This window comes from Cupriavidus sp. 05L310, assembly GCF_056398185.1.
The window spans coordinates 54632-73542 of the sequence record NZ_JBFTOX010000048.1 but is presented as its reverse complement, the minus strand read 5'-3'; the positions used below and the strand labels follow the sequence as shown (position 1 = coordinate 73542).

At 66.0% G+C, this 18911-nt stretch carries 14 protein-coding genes; 7 read left to right on the top strand and 7 right to left on the bottom strand.

Going from position 1 to position 18911, the window contains the following annotated elements; genetic code table 11:
* Window positions 1-235: 235 nt before the first annotated feature.
* Together AC1DS6_RS29750 and AC1DS6_RS29745 are read left to right on the top strand one after the other, a co-directional pair.
* Window positions 236-3745, top strand: a complete 3510-nt coding sequence (locus AC1DS6_RS29750) for a pyruvate carboxylase (protein ID WP_477103720.1) — start codon at window positions 236-238, stop codon at window positions 3743-3745.
* A gap of 90 nt (window positions 3746-3835) precedes the next feature.
* Entirely contained in the window at window positions 3836-5233 is a 1398-nt protein-coding gene (locus tag AC1DS6_RS29745) for an MBL fold metallo-hydrolase (RefSeq protein ID WP_441629575.1), read from the top strand.
* A gap of 48 nt (window positions 5234-5281) precedes the next feature.
* Here the strand turns inward: AC1DS6_RS29745 and AC1DS6_RS29740 are convergent, their stop codons facing one another.
* The 6 genes from AC1DS6_RS29740 to AC1DS6_RS29715 form a co-directional block, all read right to left on the bottom strand.
* Window positions 5282-6451 (bottom strand): hypothetical protein, encoded by a 1170-nt coding sequence (locus tag AC1DS6_RS29740; RefSeq protein WP_441629574.1) that lies wholly within the window; start codon window positions 6449-6451, stop codon window positions 5282-5284.
* Complete coding sequence (locus AC1DS6_RS29735) at window positions 6438-7691, bottom strand: LssY C-terminal domain-containing protein (RefSeq protein ID WP_441629573.1); 1254 nt, start codon at window positions 7689-7691, stop codon at window positions 6438-6440. The genes AC1DS6_RS29740 and AC1DS6_RS29735 overlap by 14 nt, the downstream gene beginning before the upstream one ends.
* Window positions 7688-8971 (bottom strand): LssY C-terminal domain-containing protein, encoded by a 1284-nt coding sequence (locus AC1DS6_RS29730; RefSeq protein ID WP_441629572.1) that lies wholly within the window; start codon window positions 8969-8971, stop codon window positions 7688-7690. The genes AC1DS6_RS29735 and AC1DS6_RS29730 overlap by 4 nt, the downstream gene beginning before the upstream one ends.
* A 203-nt stretch (window positions 8972-9174) precedes the next feature.
* Window positions 9175-9945, bottom strand: coding sequence for a GntR family transcriptional regulator (locus AC1DS6_RS29725; RefSeq protein WP_441629571.1), 771 nt, complete (start codon window positions 9943-9945; stop codon window positions 9175-9177).
* Window positions 9946-10031: 86 nt separating this feature from the next.
* Entirely contained in the window at window positions 10032-11039 is a 1008-nt protein-coding gene (locus AC1DS6_RS29720) for an HpcH/HpaI aldolase/citrate lyase family protein (RefSeq protein WP_441629570.1), read from the bottom strand.
* A 23-nt stretch (window positions 11040-11062) separates the two neighbouring features.
* A complete protein-coding gene (locus AC1DS6_RS29715) occupies window positions 11063-12130 on the bottom strand; it encodes a MaoC family dehydratase (RefSeq protein WP_441629569.1) in 1068 nt (355 codons plus the stop codon).
* A gap of 247 nt (window positions 12131-12377) precedes the next feature.
* Here AC1DS6_RS29715 and AC1DS6_RS29710 point away from each other — a divergent pair, with 247 nt between their 5' ends.
* Window positions 12378-13544 carry an acyl-CoA dehydrogenase family protein gene (locus AC1DS6_RS29710; protein WP_441629568.1) on the top strand — a complete coding sequence of 389 codons (1167 nt, stop codon included), beginning with the start codon at window positions 12378-12380 and terminating at the stop codon, window positions 13542-13544.
* A gap of 20 nt (window positions 13545-13564) precedes the next feature.
* On the top strand, window positions 13565-14809 hold the full coding sequence (locus tag AC1DS6_RS29705; protein WP_441629567.1) for a CaiB/BaiF CoA transferase family protein: 1245 nt from the start codon (window positions 13565-13567) through the stop codon (window positions 14807-14809).
* A gap of 180 nt (window positions 14810-14989) precedes the next feature.
* On the opposite strand, the gene AC1DS6_RS29700 is transcribed toward AC1DS6_RS29705, so the two are convergent.
* Window positions 14990-16006: a Bug family tripartite tricarboxylate transporter substrate binding protein gene (locus tag AC1DS6_RS29700; protein ID WP_441629566.1), complete on the bottom strand. Its 1017-nt coding sequence runs from the start codon at window positions 16004-16006 to the stop codon at window positions 14990-14992.
* 206 nt (window positions 16007-16212) lie between these two features.
* Here AC1DS6_RS29700 and AC1DS6_RS29695 point away from each other — a divergent pair, with 206 nt between their 5' ends.
* The 3 genes from AC1DS6_RS29695 to AC1DS6_RS29685 are packed head-to-tail and all read left to right on the top strand — an operon-like array spanning window position 16213 to window position 18889.
* A complete protein-coding gene (locus tag AC1DS6_RS29695) occupies window positions 16213-16953 on the top strand; it encodes an IclR family transcriptional regulator (RefSeq protein ID WP_441629565.1) in 741 nt (246 codons plus the stop codon).
* 30 nt (window positions 16954-16983) lie between these two features.
* Window positions 16984-17733: an SDR family NAD(P)-dependent oxidoreductase gene (locus AC1DS6_RS29690; RefSeq protein WP_441629564.1), complete on the top strand. Its 750-nt coding sequence runs from the start codon at window positions 16984-16986 to the stop codon at window positions 17731-17733.
* On the top strand, window positions 17726-18889 hold the full coding sequence (locus AC1DS6_RS29685) for an acyl-CoA dehydrogenase family protein (RefSeq protein WP_441629563.1): 1164 nt from the start codon (window positions 17726-17728) through the stop codon (window positions 18887-18889). Before AC1DS6_RS29690 ends, AC1DS6_RS29685 begins: the two co-directional genes overlap by 8 nt.
* Window positions 18890-18911: the final 22 nt, after the last annotated feature.

The following is an 18911-nucleotide window of genomic DNA, read 5'->3' as shown; positions in this document are numbered from 1 at the left end:
GCGATGCGAGTTTGGGTCCCGGCCGCTCTTTTCGCCGGATCCCGAGGGGGTGTCGCCCCATCCGGCGCGCCTTCTTTGCCTACTTTCTTGGCAAGACAAGAAAGTAGGTCGCCCCCCGCAGGGGGGTGAAACCGCCTTTGACTTTAAGCCTTTGAAGTTGCAGTTGCAGTTGCAGTCATCCACCAATAACCCACCACCAAATACAAAAAAACAAGCTCCCCCCAAAGGCACCGCCATGAAGCACGCCCCCATCACATCTCTCCTCATCGCCAACCGCTCCGAAATCGCCATCCGCGTAATGCGCGCCGCCGCCGAGATGAACATCCGCACCGTGGCGATCTACTCGAAGGAAGACCGCCTCGCCCTGCACCGCTTCAAGGCCGACGAGAGCTACCTGGTTGGCGAGGGCAAGAAGCCACTGGCCGCCTACCTGGACATCGACGACATCCTGCGCATCGCCCGGCAGACCCGGGTCGACGCGATCCACCCCGGCTACGGCTTCCTCTCCGAAAACCCCGAGTTCGCGCAAGCCGTGATCGATGCCGGCATCCGCTGGATCGGCCCGTCCCCGGACGTGATGCGCACGCTGGGCAACAAGGTCGCCGCCCGCAATGCGGCCATCGCCGCCGGCGTGCCGGTGATGCCCGCCACCACGCCGCTGCCCCATGACCTGGACGAATGCAAGCGGCTGGCGGCGGAAGTGGGCTATCCGTTGATGCTCAAGGCGAGCTGGGGTGGAGGCGGACGCGGCATGCGGGTGCTGGAGAGCGAAGGCGATCTCGCCACCGCGCTGGCCGCCGCCCGCCGCGAAGCGCTGGCCGCGTTCGGCAACGACGAGGTCTATGTCGAGAAACTGCTGCGCCGGGCGCGCCACGTCGAGGTGCAAATCCTGGGCGATACCCACGGCAACCTGGTGCACCTGTACGAGCGCGACTGCACGGTGCAGCGGCGCAACCAGAAGGTAGTCGAGCGCGCGCCCGCCCCCTATCTCGACCACGCGGGCCGCGAGGCCTTGTGCGAGGCGGCGCTGCGGCTGATGCGCGCGGTCGGCTACAGCCACGCCGGGACCGTCGAATTCCTGATGGATGCCGACACCGGGCAGAGCTACTTCATCGAGGTCAATCCGCGCATCCAGGTCGAGCACACCGTGACCGAGGTGATCACCGGCGTGGACATCGTCAAGGCGCAGATCCGCATTACCGAAGGCGGCCGGATCGGCCGGATCGAAGACGAACTGGACGAGCACGGGCATACCGTGGTGCGCGCCACGGGTGTCCCGGCGCAGGACTTGATCCCGCTCAACGGCCACGCCCTGCAATGCCGCATCACCACCGAAGACCCAGAGAACGGCTTCCTGCCAGACTACGGGCAACTCACCGCCTACCGCAGCGCGGCGGGCTTCGGCATCAGGCTGGACGCCGGCACCGCCTATGGCGGCGCCATCATCACGCCCTACTATGACTCCCTGCTGGTCAAGGTCACCGCATGGGCGCCCACGGCGGCGGAAACCATCCGGCGCATGGACCGCGCATTGCGCGAGTTCCGCATCCGGGGCGTGGCCTGCAACCTGCAGTTCCTGGAAAACGTCATCAACCACCCGGCCTTCGGCAGCGGCGAGGTCACCACGCGCTTCGTCGACACCACACCCGAACTGCTGGCTTTTACCAAGCGGCGCGACCGCGCCACCAAGCTGCTGCGCTACCTGGGCGAACTGGCCGTCAACGGCTACCCGGGTATGGCGGGGCACACGCCGCCCCAGTTGCCGCTGCCCAGGCCCCAGCGCCCCAGGGTGGACAGTGCCGGCGCGATGCCGCCCGGCACGCGCGACCGGCTGCGCGAGCTGGGGCCGGAGAAATTCTCCCGCTGGATGCTGGACCAGAAGCAGGTCTTGCTGACCGACACCACCATGCGCGACGCGCACCAGTCCCTGTTCGCGACCCGCATGCGCACTGCCGACATGCTCCCCATCGCGCCCTTCTATGCGCGCGAACTGCCGCAGCTGTTCTCGCTGGAATGCTGGGGTGGCGCCACCTTCGACGTGGCGCTGCGTTTCCTGAAGGAGGACCCCTGGCAGCGCCTTGCGCAATTGCGCGAGCGGGTGCCGAATATCCTGTTCCAGATGCTGCTGCGCGGCTCGAACGCGGTGGGCTACACCAACTACGCGGACAACGTGGTGCGCTTCTTCGTCCGGCAGGCAGCCGGCGCCGGCATTGACCTCTTCCGTGTGTTCGACTCGCTCAACTGGGTGCGCAATATGCGCGTGGCGATCGACGCGGTGTGCGAGAGCGGCGCCCTGTGCGAAGGCGCGATCTGCTACACCGGCGACCTGTTCGACGCGGCACGGCCCAAGTACGACCTCAAATACTACGTGGGCATCGCGCGCGAACTGCAGCGCGCCGGCGTGCATGTGCTGGGCATCAAGGACATGGCCGGGATCTGCCGCCCGCAGGCCGCCGCGGCACTGGTCAGGGCGCTCAAGGACGAGACCGGCCTGCCGGTCCATTTCCACACCCACGACACCAGCGGCATTTCCGCGGCTTCCGTGCTGGCCGCGATCGGCGCCGGCTGCGACGCCGTGGACGGCGCGCTCGACGCGATGAGCGGCCTGACCTCGCAGCCCAACCTGTCGAGCATGGCCGCCGCGCTGGCCGGCAGCGAGCGCGATCCCGGCCTTAGCCTGGATCGCCTGCACGAAGCATCGATGTACTGGGAAGGCGTGCGCCGCTACTACGCCCCCTTCGAGTCCGAGATCCGCGCAGGCACCGCCGACGTCTACCGCCACGAAATGCCCGGCGGGCAATACACCAACCTGCGCGAACAGGCCCGCTCGCTGGGGCTCGAACATCGCTGGAGCGAGATCGCGGGCGCCTACGCCGAGGTCAACCACCTCTTCGGCGATATCGTCAAGGTCACCCCGACCTCCAAGGTGGTGGGCGATATGGCGCTGATGATGGTCGCCAACGACCTGAGCGCCGCGCAGATATGCGACCCCGCCAGGGAGATCGCCTTCCCCGAGTCGGTGGTCTCGCTGTTCAAGGGCGAGCTGGGCTTCCCGCCCGACGGCTTCCCCGCCGGCTTGTCGCGCAAGGTGCTCAGGGGCGATCCCCCCGAACCCTACCGTCCCGGCGACCATCTCGCCCCGGTCGACCTGGAACAAGCCCGCGCGCAAGGCGAAACCGCCTGCGAACACGCGCTGGACGACCGGCAACTGGCGTCCTACCTGATGTATCCCAGGCAGACCAGCGAGTACTTCCAGCACAGGCGCGCCTATGGCGACACATCCGTCCTGCCCACTCCCGCGTTCTTCTACGGCCCGCAACCGCAGCAGGAGGTGGCGGTCGACATCGCGCCCGGCAAGACGCTGCTGATCATGCTGCAGGGGGCGCACCCGGACACGGAGGAGAACATCGTCAAGGTCCAGTTCGAGCTTAACGGGCAGTCCCGCACCGCCCGCGTCGAGCGGCGCGGCGTGGCGCAGGCGGGGCCGTCGCGCCAGGCCCGCCCGGCGGCCGACCCCACCAATCCGCTGCATGTGGCCGCCCCCATGCCGGGCGCGGTGGTGACGGTAGCGGTCCAGCCGGGGCAGCGGGTCTCCGCCGGCAGCGCGCTGGTCTCGCTGGAGGCGATGAAGATGGAGACGCATATCGCCGCCGAACGCGACTGCGAAATCGCCGCGGTGCACGTGCGCCCCGGCGACCGCGTTGCCGCCAAGGACCTGCTGATCGAATTCAAGGACCTATCCTGACTACGCGGCAGGCGTGGCCTCGCGGCCGCCCTGCCATACCACGCCCCCGAGGCATTGGCACGCAACACCGAATCGAGGATCTCCCCCGCCATGAGTCAATCCCACGAAAGCGCACCACCCGCTGCGCCTTTCCCCTCGCTGCGCAATGCCGCGACCTTGCTGGTGCTGCGCGACGGCCCGCTAGGGATAGAAGTACTGATGGTTCGCCGCGCCGAACGTGCCGGCGATCGCAGTAGCGGCTCCTATGTGTATCCCGGCGGCACGCTGGATGCGCAGGACAGGCGGCTTCATGCCTACGCCGATGGTCTCGATGACCACGCCGCAAGCCAGCGCCTGGGCGTCGACGCGGGCGGGCTCGATTTCTATCTGGCGGCGGTACGGGAATGCTTCGAGGAAGCTGGACTGCTGTTCGCCCGCGACAGTGCGGGACAGCCATTGGCGCTGGACCAACTGGAGGAGGCACAGCGCGCCCTGCTGCGCGACGCCGCCAGGCACGATGGACTCGGGCTGGCGCACGCCTGCGCCCAGCTGGGCCTGCGGCTCGCCGTCGACCGTCTGGCGTATTTCAGCCACTGGCTGACGCCACCGGGATTGCCCAAGCGTTTCGACACCCGTTTCTTCGTGGCGATCGCGCCCACCGGCCAGACCGCCGCGCACGACGGCGAGGAGGCCTCCGGCCATTGCTGGAAGCGTCCGGCGGAGCTTCTGGACCCTGCCAGCGGTCTCAAGCTGGAGCCGCCCACGCGGCGCACCCTGGCAGCCATTGCCCGCTTCGGGCGTGCCCAGGATTGCTACCAGCATGCCGCGGCGCTAAGCGGCATTGCCCGCATCATGCCCCGCCTGGGGCGCGGCGAGAGCGGCCTGCGCGCGGTCATGCCGGACGAGCCCTGCTACGCCGAACTCGGCCATATCGATCCAGAGGGGCGTGGCAACGCGCGCTGCATCATCGAGCCCGGCGTTGCGGTGCGCCTCGGCGCGCGCATCTGGCGGATCACCGCCCGCGATGGCAGTAGCGTGGCTGGCGGCCTCGGCACCAACACCTATCTGGTGGGAGGCGGCAACGACAACGCATGGGCCGTGATCGACCCCGGCCCCGATGACGACGCGCATATCCAGGCGGTGCTCGCCGCGGCGCCGGGGCCGATCCGCTGGATCCTGTCCACCCAGACACACGCGGGCCACTCGCCCGCCGCGCGCAAGCTCAATGAGGCCACCGGTGCGCAACTGGCCGGGGGCGAGCTGCAGCACGGCACGCGCCTGGCCATTGGCGAGGGCTGCACGCTACGGGCATGGCATATCACCGGCCATGCCTCCGGCCACCTGTGCTACCTGCTCGAAGAGGAAAGGACCTTGTTCACCGGCGGCGATAGGGGCGTCCATATCGACTCCCTGGCCGTACTGCCCCACCAAGACATCGAATGGCTGGCACCCCTGCATGGCTTCCTGGTGCCGTCCCCTGCCGAGACAATTGGCACGCTGCCAGCCTGAGTCCGCGGGGATGGCGGTGTCCGGCTTCGCGAGACGGTACGCCATATGTCACAGGCCGCCGGGTGCCGGTCCCGGCGCCGCCAGGTCCTCCTCCACAAAGCGCAACACCGCTTCCGTCAGCGCCTCGCGCGGATAGGCGTTCTGCGTCACGAACATCGAGCCGATGGTGGTATGCGTCCGGGCGATGGGCACTGCCAGCGCCCAGTGATCCGCATTGACGTAGCCCATCAGCGTACTGCCGGGCACGATCTGGTCGTAGAAGATCACCTGGCTGTCGTTGCGCCCGTCGATACGCGCGAGCTTGTCATAGCTCGAAGTCAGGATCGACGAGATGCGCTCCGGCCGCGGCAGCGTGACGAGCGAGTAGTAACGCAGGTCGCGGGGCAGCCGGTTTCCCGCCAGCCATGCCTTGCGTATCGCGGGCCGCAGGCTCTCCACCGCGCCGCCATCTCCAGATTTGCAGGTTGCGCCCGGGAAATGCCGCAGCATGTCGGCCTGGTACTGCTCGGCGTCATTGGCAAGCGCCGAGCCGCCGACCGCGCCGGCTGCGCTGACCACCGCCGCCACGCGGCTGTGGATCTCCGGATACTCCACCACTGCCTGGAGGATGTCGGGCGCGCCCTTCGAGTATCCGACCAGCACCAGGCGCGGCGGCCCCGCCGCCGGCGGCATGGCCATGATTGCGTCGCGGATCTGGCGCGCATTGTTCGCGGAGCTCGACAGCGCATCGACCTTGAGCAGCATGCCGTCATAGCCGAATTCCCGCAGGTGCTTCGGGACCGTACCGGGCGCATTCAGCCACGGCTCGAAGCACTCATAGCCGATGCCCGGCACCACCACTGCGATCAGGTGCCGGCGGGACTCTCCCAGATCGACGGGCTTGCCAGTGCCGGCGGGCTCGGCGCCTATGCGGTTCAGCGCGTCTTCACAGCGCCGGTAATCGGGAAGCTCCGGTCCGCGCGCCTGCAGCACCGCGCAGTAGATCTCGCGGAAACGCGCCCGTTTGTCCTGCACGCCGGACTGCGATGCGGGAAGCAGTGCCAAAGGCGGCGTATCGGCGGAGTAAGGGATCAGCGGCTTCGAGGCGCATCCGCCGAGCACGAGACAAGCCGCGATGACGCCCGGCAAGACGCCGCCGGTCAACCGCGCGCGGAAGCCGCCAGCCGGCTGCCCGGCTACGGCCTGCGGCGGCTCCGGGACCGAATCACTTGCGCGCATTGCCGCTCTCCTCGCGTGAAGCGGCTCCGCGCCCCTCCAGGTAAGGTACCCAGTCGAGAATTTCCACGTCGGAAAGACTCAGCGGCCGTGGCGCGAAGAAGAGCACCGCGCGCAGCCCGTCGGTAAAGTAGCGAGCGCCATCCAGCGTTGCCCGTGGTTGCGCCTGCGGCGCCGGGCCGACACCGTTCACGAATCCGAGCTTGTCGAGACCGCCCGAGTACATCATGTCCTGGATCAGGAGGTTCCTGGCCTCGTCGACATCCCCGTGCAGGACGATCTTTGCCGTTTTGGCGGGCGCAAAACGTCCGCCGACAGGCCGGCCTGCCTGAGCGAGGTAAACCGGCTGGCCCTGGAAGCGGACCGGCGCGAGCCACACGCGTATCCAGGTCGCCGGCGCGCCGCCTTGCGCCTGCTTGCGCAGCACGGCGTCCGGCGCGCGGCCGAAGACCCGCTGCTCGGTATCACCCTCGCGCAAATCGCGGCGGTAATTACGCCGCACCCCCGCCGCGCCGATGTCGCCGAGTTCACCGACAATCAGTACATTCAATGGATCGCCCTGCGCCGCCCCGCCCGCATCGGTGGCGCAGCACGGCAATCGTTCGAGTGCGGCTCTCAGCGAGGCAAGGTCTTTGTAGTCCGTGACCGCGGAATCCGGATACTGGAAGATATACCGCGCAAAACCCGCATCCGAGATATCGTCGGGCACACGCACGAAGAGGCTGAACGGGATCAGCGTCCTGGTCCCGAACAAATCGACATTGACGAGTTTCGTAATGCGGTCGGGATTGGTGAACAGGATGCCCTCGTGTGTCGTCCCAGGCAGAATCGGATTCTTGAACCCGAGTTTATTGAAGTAGTCGTCAATGCGCGCATTGGTTGCCCCGCTGAACGTGCCATGCAGGGACCACGCGACTTCGAGCGGCGAAAAGTAGTCGGGGTCCGTTCCCGAGCGCAACAGCCATAACGGATGCGAGGTCCCGTTATGCACCTCGAACCAGACGGGCTGCACGTTGGACTTGTTGATGTCGGCGCCGAACATGCGCTTGCTGTCTTCCGTGCCCAGCACTGCCGCGCTCACGCGCACGCCCTGCTTGGTTTCGCTCACCGCGCGCTCGCGTAGCGGGGCGTCGTCGGCACTGGCGGGCGCTTGCCATGTCGCGCAGCCGGCCACGGCAAGCGAGAGGATCGCCATGCCCGCCGCGTACCGTAGCGCAGGATGCAACAGCGGCAACACGCTCATTGTTTCGCTCCCTGGCGCGCGCCATCGGTCTGATAGATCCCGCTCCACGGGAAGAACTCGATCGCCGAGAGCGATGTGGGCTTACGGTCGAATACCAGCACCTGGCGATAGCCGTCCGTGAAATACGGATCCGTGGTCAGGTTCTCGCGCGGGGCGCTTCGCGGCGCCGCGCCCACGCCTTTCACCTGCCCGATCTTGTTGAGACTCTGGGAATAGGCCATATCCTCCGCCAGCGCCGTGCGCGCTTCATCCACGTCCGGATCGACCTTGTGCGTCGTCAGCGTTGGCGAGTGAATGGTGAGACGCACGCCGATATCGCGGCTGATCTGGCCCACCCACACCGATTTGCCGTGATAGCGCATCGGACTAAGCCAGAGACGCAGATGGTTGCGCTGGTGAATGTTGTCGCGCGCCTTCTGCAATGCCAGGTCCTGCGCGCGTCCGAACAGGTACAGATCGCTCACCGGCGCGTTGACATAGGGCTCGCCCTTGAGCGCCGAGGTGATCATCTTTGTGATCGCACCCGACCACTTCTGCTCGGTCGGCCGCCAGCTGCGGCGTACGAACGCGGGAAACGCATCGTCGATGCCGCCCACGACCACCAGGTTGAGCGGGTCGCCGTTCTTCGAGCCATCCTTGTTGGTGACACAGCACGGCAGGGCTTCGAGTGCTGCGCGGAAGGCCTCGTCATCCGTGTAGTCCACGATTTCCTCGGGCGGATAGATCTCGCGCCGGAAGACTTCGCTGGTATGGTAGTCGGCATGGAAGCCTGGCACGACCATGAGGATCGAGAATGTCTTGGCGCGCCCGCTCGCCACCAGGTCCAGCTGGACGAGCTTCGCCCCCTCGCTGGCGTTTGTCAGCACGAACCCCGACACGGTCTGTCCGGGCTGGACCGGATTGCGGAAGGCGAGCTGGCGGAAGCGCTGGTCGACGCTGGCCTTTTCGTCAGGCGAGCCGCCCTGGGAAAATGCCTCGGCTGCCTCGGATGCCGGAAAGAACCCCGGGTCAAGACCCGACGACATCAGGTAATAGCCCCGGTCGTCGTTGTTGGTGACCTCGATCCAGACGGGCTGCATCTGCAGCCTCTCCAGCGGAACCCGATACACGTCCGCGCTTTCCTCATTCGAAAGAACGGCGGCCGACACCCGCAAGCCGCCGTCGGTACGGCTCAGGGCACGGCTCTTGTAGTCGAGTGCGGCCAAGGGCGGCGGCGGTGGGGGCGCGGCGCAGCCGGCAATGACAACTGCGGCAAATACCCGAGTCACAATGCGGTTCATTGCGTAACCTCATCACCACGCGCGATGCAGTGCTCTTGCCGGCACGGCGGCTGCCAGCGCATTGCGCCCGGCAACCTGCCTGGAAGCGGCTTCGTCGTCGGGTGCAGGAAAAGTATAGTGCGCGAATCTTCCCGCAGTGTGGTCTGTTAGCTCCCCGCGCCTCCAGGCCGCCGGATCGCTTTGCATGGCTTCGGGGACAGCCGCTAGCCTTGGGTGCGCCTGAGTTGAAACGCCACGGAAACGCGATCCGCGGGATAGACGGTATCGGTAATTTCCAGGATCCGCCCGCCGGCATCCTTGTAATGCCGGATCAGGCGCAAACCGGCGGAATTCGCGGGCACGCCCAGCTTGCCGGCCAGCGGTTCCCCGATCAGCATCCCGGTCACGACCTGCCGGATCTCGGCAATGGACTGGCCGCATTCCCGCTCGATCAGCGCGCTGACGAGGACGTCGGGGTTGTCGCGGATCGCCTGGCTGATGCGGGAGAACGCGGTGTCGACGTAGATCTCGGCCCATGCCACCGGCGTGCCGCCCTTCTTCGCGGCAACGCGCGTGCCGGAGAACACCAGCCATTCACTCTTGACCGGCGCCTGCAAGTGCCTGGCGGCGGCACGATCCAGCGTGACGGTGCGCACGTCCTCGATGGCGCGGACTTCCGTGGCCGCGACCCGTACCAGGTCCTCCACGGTGCCGAACGATTGCGTGAACGACGCCTTGGGATTGACGCTCTCGACCATGGTCCCCACGGACTTCTTGCGGGAGATATAGCCGAGGTCCTGCAACCGCTGGAGTGCGGCGCGAACCGTGTGGCGGCTCACGCCGTGCAGTTGCGCCAGTTCGTGCTCGGTGGGCAGCAGGCTGCCGACCACATGCCGGCCGTCCACGATATCGGTGACCAGCGTGCTGGCCAGTTCCGCGTAGCGCGTGTGGGAGCCGGTGGGCTCGGGCCGGGTGTCTTTGGGTCTGGCGCTCATAAACGGATTGCAGTATTGGTGAGGCGTTTGCATCGCAAACTGTGCGCACATTGTACGCACATTCGCCTGCGCCATCGCCCCTTGCGCTAAGCGCCGGCGCCGTCCCCGAAGAAGCGCGCCTCGGCTTGGGGCGACAGCGGCATGCCTGTGATCCTGGCCTTCTCCAGGACACTCCAGAAGTAGCGGTAGGTAGCGCGATCGTGCAGTTCACCCTTGTACTGGATCGGCCCCCAGTCGGCATCCTGCGCGGCGATCAGGATCTCGCACGCATCGGCCACTTCCGTGAAGTCGGGCCGCATGGCGTTGACGATGGGCTGGATCTGCGCCGGATAGATGCTCCACATGCGCAGGAAGCCGAATTGCGTGCGCGCCCGGCTTGCATCGCTGGCGATGACTTCGGCATCTTTCAGGTTCAGGCAGACGTTGTGCGCGGGCACGATGCCGTTGGCCAGCGCGGCGGCCACCATGTCGGCCTTGGCGCGGGCCAGCAGCGCATGCTCGAACTGGCCCGGACTGCGCATGGCCGCGGCGGGAATGGCGCCATGATGGCCGCTGACAAAGTCCATCAGGCCGAAGTCGAGCACTTCGATATGCGGCAACGCTGCGATGTGGAATACGTCCCGCAGCGCACCGTGCGTTTCGATCAGGACATGGACCGGCACCACGCGGTTCACACCGGCTTCGCGGGTTTTACGGCCGATATAGTCAATCACCTCCCGCACCTGCTCGTGGTTCGTCGCTTTGGGGATGGTGATGTAGGCCACCCGGCTTGCGGCCTGCCCGATGACGATGTCCACGTCCTGCCGCCATGCGGGATGCGCGGGATCGTGAATGCGGACCCCCGCCTTGTCAAAGCGGTTCCGCCCGGAGTTGATCATGCGCACGACCATGGCCGCGTGCTCCTTCTCCTGTCCGGCGGCGGCGCCGTCTTCGCAGTCGCAGGTGATATCGAACACCGGGCCGTATTCGACCTGCAGGTCCATGGCCTTGCCGATCAGCTTTTCGCTGCCGGCGAAGTGTTCGCAGGCCGACAGCGCGGGGAATGCCTTTTCGCCGGCAAAGAGCGCAAGTTTCGGATGGGTGGCAGTGGTCATGACGTTCTCCAGTTGCTGTGTTTTTACTGTGCGGTTCGAGGGATGGCGATGGTGTAATCGAGATCGAGCACCACATTCGACGGATGCTCCGCCCTGCCGCCCTCCATGCCGGGAAACCGGATTTCCGCGGCGCCGCGGATGTTCTTTGCACCGATCGTGCGCAGCCGCAGCCCGCCAACGTGGGCGCTGGCAAGATCCAGCTTGTCCAGCACCATCGTCGCGCAGCAGATGGTGTCGCCGGCATAGGTGGGATTGACGTGGCTGCCGCCGTTGACGGCGAGGATGGACAGTGCGTTCTCCAGGCCGTCATAAGACAGCGCCTTGCAGATCGAAATGATGTGGCCGCCGTAGACCAGCCGCTGCCCGCCGGGCGTGGATGCCATGGCGAAGCCGTCGAAATGGGCCTTTGCCGTGTTCTGGTACAGCCGCGTGGCGATGCTGTGATCGCTATCGTTGACCGTCATTGCGGCAACATGGTCGATCCGCTCGCCGGATTCATAGTCTTCCCACAAGTCGGATACGCCGGTCGTCATGCAGATGTCCTGCACGCCCGCCGTGTACCCGTGCCGCGCAAGGCGCGACGGCGCCACCACAGCCTGGAGTGGCGGGATCACGGTGGCGCCGCATGACGCGGCCGGATCGCGCTTGTGCACCATGACCCAGCGGATCCAGGTCAGCACATCCCGCCCCGACTGGTTCTTCGCCGTGGAGCGCACATAGACCACGCCGCTCCTGCGGTTCGAGTTCTCCTTCAGGCCGATGACCTCGCTTTCCACGGCAAGCGTGTCGCCCGCGTAGACGTGGGCCAGGAAGCGCACGTCCGAATAGCCGAGGTTCGCCACGGCATTCAGGGAAATGTCCGGCACGGTCTTGCCGAAGGCCGTGTTGAAGACCAGCAGGTCTTCCAGCGGACGCCGCTCCAGTCCCGCCAGCCTGGCGCTGGTGTCCGCGGTGTACAGCGCGCCGCGGCTGCCGGTCAGCCCGATGTAGAGGCTGCGGTCTCCTTCCGTCAGCGTGCGCGGCGTGGCGTGACGCAACGTCATCCCCAGCCGGAAGTCCTCGAAGTAGTTGCCAGATCTGTTCTTACCCATCGCGCTCTCCAGGCGGCAAAACCGTCACTTGTGACATTTGCCATTTGTTTTGTACGTACATAGTGATTCGCAAATTCAGCATTGTCAAGCCTGGAGCACCAAGGCACATCCGGTTAAATACCCATAAAAACTAGCCTTAAATGGAGGGATGGTCGTCATTTGTCTTGACCTCCGGCATGGCAATGGCACATTATGTACGTACAAACTGACGACATCACAGCAAACCAAACACCAAAAGGAGCGCAAGGTGCAACGACTGACCGAAGAGCGGCGCATGATCAAGGAAGCCGCACAGCAATTCACGATGGAGCGTGTGCTGCCGATCGCCAACAAGCTGGATCCCGAGAAGGGCCAGATCCCGCGCGACCTGATCGATGAAATGGCCGAGTTGGGATACTTCGGCATCCTGATCCCGGAGGAGTACGGCGGCCTGGGTCTCGGCGCCTACGAGTACTGCCTCGTGGCGGAGCAGCTTTCGCGGGGCTGGATGAGCGTGGGCAGCCTGATCGCGCGCGGCAACGGACTGATCGGCGCGCTCAAGGGCCTGCCGCCCGAGCAGAAGGCGGACTACCTGCCGCGCATGGCGCGCGGCGAGTTCCTCGGCGCCTTCTCGCTGTCGGAGCCCAATGCCGGCTCGGACGTGGCCAATATCTCCTGCCGCGCCGTGCGCGACGGCGACGAGTGGGTCATCACCGGCAGCAAGTACTGGTGCACCTTCGCCGACGAGGCCGACTTCATCCTCGTCACCTGCCGCACCGACCCCGTCATCGACCCCAAGGCCCGCCACCGCGGCCTGTCCGCCTTCATGGTGGAGAAGCCGCGCGGGCAGTTGCCCGAGGGCGTCAAGGGCAGCGTGATTCCCAAGATCGGCTACCACGGCTGGACCACCTGGGAACTGGCATTCGACGGCTGCCGCGTGCCGGCCTCGAAGATGGTCGGCGAGGAAGGCAAGGCCTTTTACCTCACCACCGCCGGGCTGGAAACCGCCCGCGCCCACACCGCCGCGCGCTCGGTCGGGCTGGCGCAGGGCAGCCTGGAAGACGCGCTGCAATACGCCCGCGACCGCGCGCAGTTCGGCTCGCCCATCGGCCACTTCCAGGCGATCCGCTTCAAGCTGGCCGACATGGCAACCCAGATCGAAGCCTCCCGCGCCCTGCTCTACTCGGTCTGCGAGAAGATCGACGAGGGCACGCGCTGCGACACCGAGGCCGCCATGGTGAAGCTGTTCGCCAGCGAGATGTCCGAGCGCGTCACCAGCGAAGGCCTGCAGATCCACGGCGGCGCCGGTTACACCACGCATTTCGCTGCGGAACGCTACTGGCGCGATGCCCGCCTGACAAAAATCTTCGAAGGCACGTCCGAGATCCAGATGCGCATCATTTCCGATGCGCTGTTGGGCAAGGTTGCCGCGTGATAAGCGCAGTGGAGCAAAACATGGCCAAACCCAGTATGGATAAACCCGCACAGGCGACCGGCGCCCTCACCGGCTTGCGCGTCATCGACCTGACGCAGATGCTCGCCGGGCCCTTCTGTACGCAGATCCTCGCCGACCACGGCGCGGAGGTGATCAAGGTGGAAGCGATGGCCGGCGACGGCACGCGGCTCACCGGCCCGTTCCGGGACGACGATGCCCTGCGTGATTTCGGCGGCTACTTCCAGAGCGTCAACCGCAACAAGCGCTCGATCGCCGTCGACCTGAAGAGCGCCGCCGGCCGCGACATCGTGCGCAGGCTGGTAGACGGCGCCGACATCGTGGTGGAGAACTTCCGCGCCGGCGTGATGGAGCGGCTCGGCCTGTCCTATGAGGTGCTGCGCGAGACCAACCCCCGGCTCGTCTACGGCACCGTGCGCGGCTTCGGCGACCCCCGCAGCGGCGAAAGCCCTTACGCGCACTGGCCAGCCTACGATGTGGTCTCCCAGGCCATGGGCGGCATGATGGGCATCACCGGCCCCGACCGGGATACGCCCACCAAGATCGGCCCCGGCGTGGGCGACACCGTACCCGCGCTGATGCTGTGCATCGGCATCCTCGCCGCCGTGCATCGCGCCCGCGCCAGCGGCGAAGGCCAGTTCGTCGATGTGGCCATGACGGACTGCGTGCTGGCCATGTGCGAGCGGATCGTCTACCAGACCTCCTACACCGGCGCGGTGCCGGCGCCCGAAGGCAACCGCCACCCGCTGCTCTGCCCTTTCGGGCTGTTCCGCTCGCGCGACGGCTATGTGTCCATCGCCTGCGCGCACGACGCCTTCTGGGAAAAGCTGGCGCTGGCGATCGGCCGCCCCGAACTGATCGGCGACGAAGCCTTCGCCACCAACGCGGCGCGCGTGCAAAACGCCCAGCGCGTCATCGACGCCATCGAGACGTTCACCGCCGTGCGCACCAAGGAGGAGATCGCGCAATGCCTGGGCGGCAAGGTGCCGTTCGGCCCGGTCTACACCTCGGCGGAGATCTTCGAGGACCCGCATTACCGGGTGCGCGAGATGCTGGTCGACGTGGAACAGCCGGGCTCGGCCGCGCCGGTGAAGATTGCCGGCGTGCCGATCAAGCTGAGCAGTACGCCGGGCGGCGTGCGCCAGCGCGCGCCGATGCTGGGCGAGCATACCGACGAGATCCTGTTGGCAGCCGGCTATGGGAAGGGAGACATTGAAACGATGCGCGGCGTGGGCGCGATCCGGTAGCGCCTGGGTCCGTCCATAAAGGACTCCGCTTCCCGCGGCGCTTCCCGGAGCAGCGGACTGGCGCAGCGGATAAACAGATAGACCGAACCCCGGTGCGATGGGCATTCGGCACTTCGTGGCGCCGGCGTTCAAACCGGCCCGAACCAGCCAGGCACCGGCAGCCAGCCGGCGCTTGCGCCCTTAATCGATAGTCGCACCGGAATGCTGGATTGTTGCCTTCCATTTGATGCGCTCCGCCTGCACAAAGCTGGCAAACCGCTCGCCGCTCAGGGGCAGCGGCATTCCCCCCATCTTGCTGATCGCTTCCACGGCCGCGCTGTCTTCCAGCAAGCGCCCAACCTGCGTCTGCCATTTCATGACAACCGGGGTCGACGTGCGTGCGGGAAAGAACAACCCGATCCAGGAGGTGGACTGCGCACCGGGATAGCCGGCCTCCGCGATGGTAGGTACCTGCGGCAGGAACGGCAAACGCGTTGACCCGGTCACGGCGAGTGCGCGAAGCTTGCCGGCCTGGACCTGGGCAAGCGTCGACACCGGGTAGTCGAACGTCATATCGACCTGCCCGCCGAGCAGGTCGTTGATCGATGGCGCACTGCCCTTGTACGGGATATGCACGAACTTTACGCCGGCCTGCGCCTGGAACAGTTCGGCGGCCAGGTGCGTTCCCGTGCCGTTGCCCGCGGATGACACCGTCAGCTTGCCGGGATGCGCTTTTGCAAACGTCACCAGTTCCTGGACGGACTGGTATGGCAAGCGGCTGTTGACCACCAGGATGTTCGGCACGGACATCAAGCCCTGGACCGCAACGAAATCCTTGGCCGGGTCGAAGCGCAGCGACTTGTACAGGTACTGGTTGGTCGCCATGGTGCCCTGCGTACCCAGCAGGATCGTGTAGCCGTCGGGCTCTGCCCGCGCAACGATCTCGCTTGCGACATTGCCGCCAGCGCCCGGGCGGTTGTCCACGATGACCCTGACACCGAAATCGCTCGTCATTCTGGCCGCCACCAGCCGGCCCAGCTGGTCGGTGATGCCGCCCGGCGGCCCGGGCACGACCAGCGTGACCGGCCTTGACGGGTAAGCCGCCTGCGCCGACGCCGGCGAAGCTGACCAGCACAAGCCTGTTGTGAACAAGGCCAGGGCAACGCCCCATGCGCGGCCCACCGGACGTGGCGAGCTCAGTTTGAAATGGCAAATCATTCGTCAGTCTCCTATATGTGGCATTTACGTCACTAAATGTGCTAACAACACCTCTTTTCTCGCAAATGGATAGCCCATTTCCTACGGATTGCCGTAGTGTACTTCTGCCTATCGTATTTAACAGCAGTTTTATTTCTTGACCGAGATACGAAATCCCGTATAGTTATCCCATATGTCGTAGACAGAAATCTTCCAGGAACCCGAGCATGCCCACCCCGATCCCGGCAGCCAGCCGAACCATGGCCGTTTTTGAGGTGTTTGCCCGCGAAAAACGCGAGCTCTCCAACTCCGACATGGCGCGCCTGCTGGCGGTCGCCGAGAGCAGTTCCTCCGACCTGCTGCACACCTTGCATTCGCTTGGCTACCTGATGCGGACGTCGCGCACGCGCCGCTTCTACCCCACCGGCCGCCTGTTCGAGACCGCGCGCCAGATCCGGGAGAACGACCCGCTGACCACGCTGGCCCAGGAGGCGGTCGAACAGCTGACGGAAAAAACCAATGAAAGCGCCTTTTTCGGCGTGCTCGAATCCGCCGCCGTCAAGGTCGCCGCAGCGCAGCCAAGCCGGCTGCCGCTGCGCTACATCCTGGACGTGGGCGAGCGCGTTGCCCTGCACGCCTCCGCGCTGGGCAAGGCCTTGCTTGGGCTGATTCCGCCCGAGGCCGCGCGCGCAAGGCTGGAAGGCATCGAACGCAGGGCCATCACCCCGCATACGGTGGTCGACATCGATCCGCTGATGGCGCAACTGGCGCACGGGCGCGAACTCGGCTGGTACGAGGCGCGCGACGAAGGCACCGAGGGCGTAACCGCGCTGGCAGTCGCGGGATGGCTGGGCGACCAGCCGGTCGGGATTTCGCTGGCGGGCCCGGCGGAACGCATCGCAAAGCATCGTGAAACCTACCTGGCGGCACTGCGCGAAGTCCGGAATTCGCTGCTGGCCGACAGTTGAACCCAACCCATAGAGAATGGAGACAAAGAGATGGACCTAGGACTGAAAGACCGTGTCGCGGTCATCACCGGCTCGGCGCGAGGCATCGGCGCCGAGACCGCGCGCATGCTGGCGCAGGAAGGCATGGCTGTCGTCATCAGCGACCTTGACCTCGACGCGGCCGACGCGACCGCGCGCGGCATCGAGGCCGCTGGCGGCAAGGCCATCGCGGTGCAGTGCGATGTGCGCGATGAAGAGCAGGTACGCAAGATGATGGCGGCGGGCAACGAAGCCTTCGGCGGCATCGACGTACTGGTCAACAACGCCGGCCTGGTGAAGGACCGCACCATCCTCAAGATGGACGAGGCCGACTGGGACCTGGTGCTGGGCGTGACCCTCAAGGGCGCGTTCCACTGCTGCCGCGCCGCGCTGCCGTTCATGCATGCGAAGGGCTGGGGCCGCATCATCAACATCAGCTCGCGCGCGTTGTTCGGCAACCCGGGCCAGGCCAACTATTCCACCGCCAAGGCGGGGCTGGTCGGCTTCACCCGCGCGCTGTCGCTGGAGCAGGCGCGCAAAGGCGTGACGGTCAACGCGATCGCCCCGGGCTATATCGAGACCGAATACATCAAGAGCCTGCCGAACTACGACACCATCCTCGAGAACGTGATGGCGAAGAACGCCGTGACCTTCCCCGGCCAGACCAGCGACATCGCCGGCGCGGTGGCCTTCATGGCGTCGGAGCACGCCCGCTACATCACCGGCACCACCCTCTTCGTGACCGGAGGCCGCTATGGCTGAGCCGATGCTCGACGTCGACGGACTGGATGCCAGCCAGCAACTGCTGCGCGACAACATCCGCCGCTACCTGAAAGAGAACTTCACGCCGCGCATCCAGCAGGCCGAAGCCGACAAGCGCTTCCCGCACGAGCTGATCGGCGGCCTGGCGGACTTCGGCTATCTCGGCGGCTACCTGCCGGAAGCCGACGGCGGCCTTGGCCTGGACTACCTGACATGGGCCGTGATGATGGAAGAAGCCGGCTATTGCTGGCTGTCCCTGCGCATTCTGCTCAACGGCCTGAACATCGTTTCCGGAATCATCAACGCCTACGGCACGGAAGACCAGAAGGCGCGCTTCATGCGTCCGCTGCTGCGCAACGAGCGCAAGACCTTCGTGTCGATCTCGGAGCCGGACGTCGGCTCCAATGTCGCCGAGATCAAGACCCGGGCCGACAAGCGCGGCGACCGCTACGTGCTGAGCGGCAGCAAGCTGTGGATCACCAACGGCCTGTTCGCGGACTTCGGCATCGTCGTGGCGCGCACGTTCAGCGAGACCTGCAATGGCGAACTGTCGCTGTTCCTGGTCGAACGGGACGAAACGCCGTATGAAATCCGCCCGGTCGAGACGATGTTCGCGCGCAGTACCGGCACGGCCGCGTTTTCCTTCGACAATGCCGAAGTGCCGGCCGCCAACCTGCTCGGCCGCGAAGGCCAGGGCCTCAAGCAGATCCTCATCGGCCTTAACTTCGGGCGACTGAACGTGGCGATGGGCGCCGTGGGCGCGGCGCAGTCCGCGCTGGACCTGTCGACCGAGTATGCGCTGCAGCGCAAGCAGTTCGGCCGCCCCATCGGTTCGTTCCAGCTGGTGCAAAAGCACATCGTCGACATGACCATGAAGACGCTGGCCGCGCGCGCGCTCGGCTACCGCGCCGCGCGTTCCATGCAGAACGGCAACTCGCGCACGGAATGCTCGATCGCCAAGCTGTATGCGACGGAAGCCGCCTTCGAAGTCGCGAACCTCGCGCTGCAGGTCCATGGCGGCATGGGCTACGCCACCGAATACCCCATCGAGCGCATCTTCCGTGACACCCGCGGCGGCATGATCCCCGAGGGCACCACGGAAATTCAGACCCTCATCATCGGCCGCGAAATCCTGGGCATCAGCGCCCTGACCTGAGCCCTGGCACGCTATACGGAGA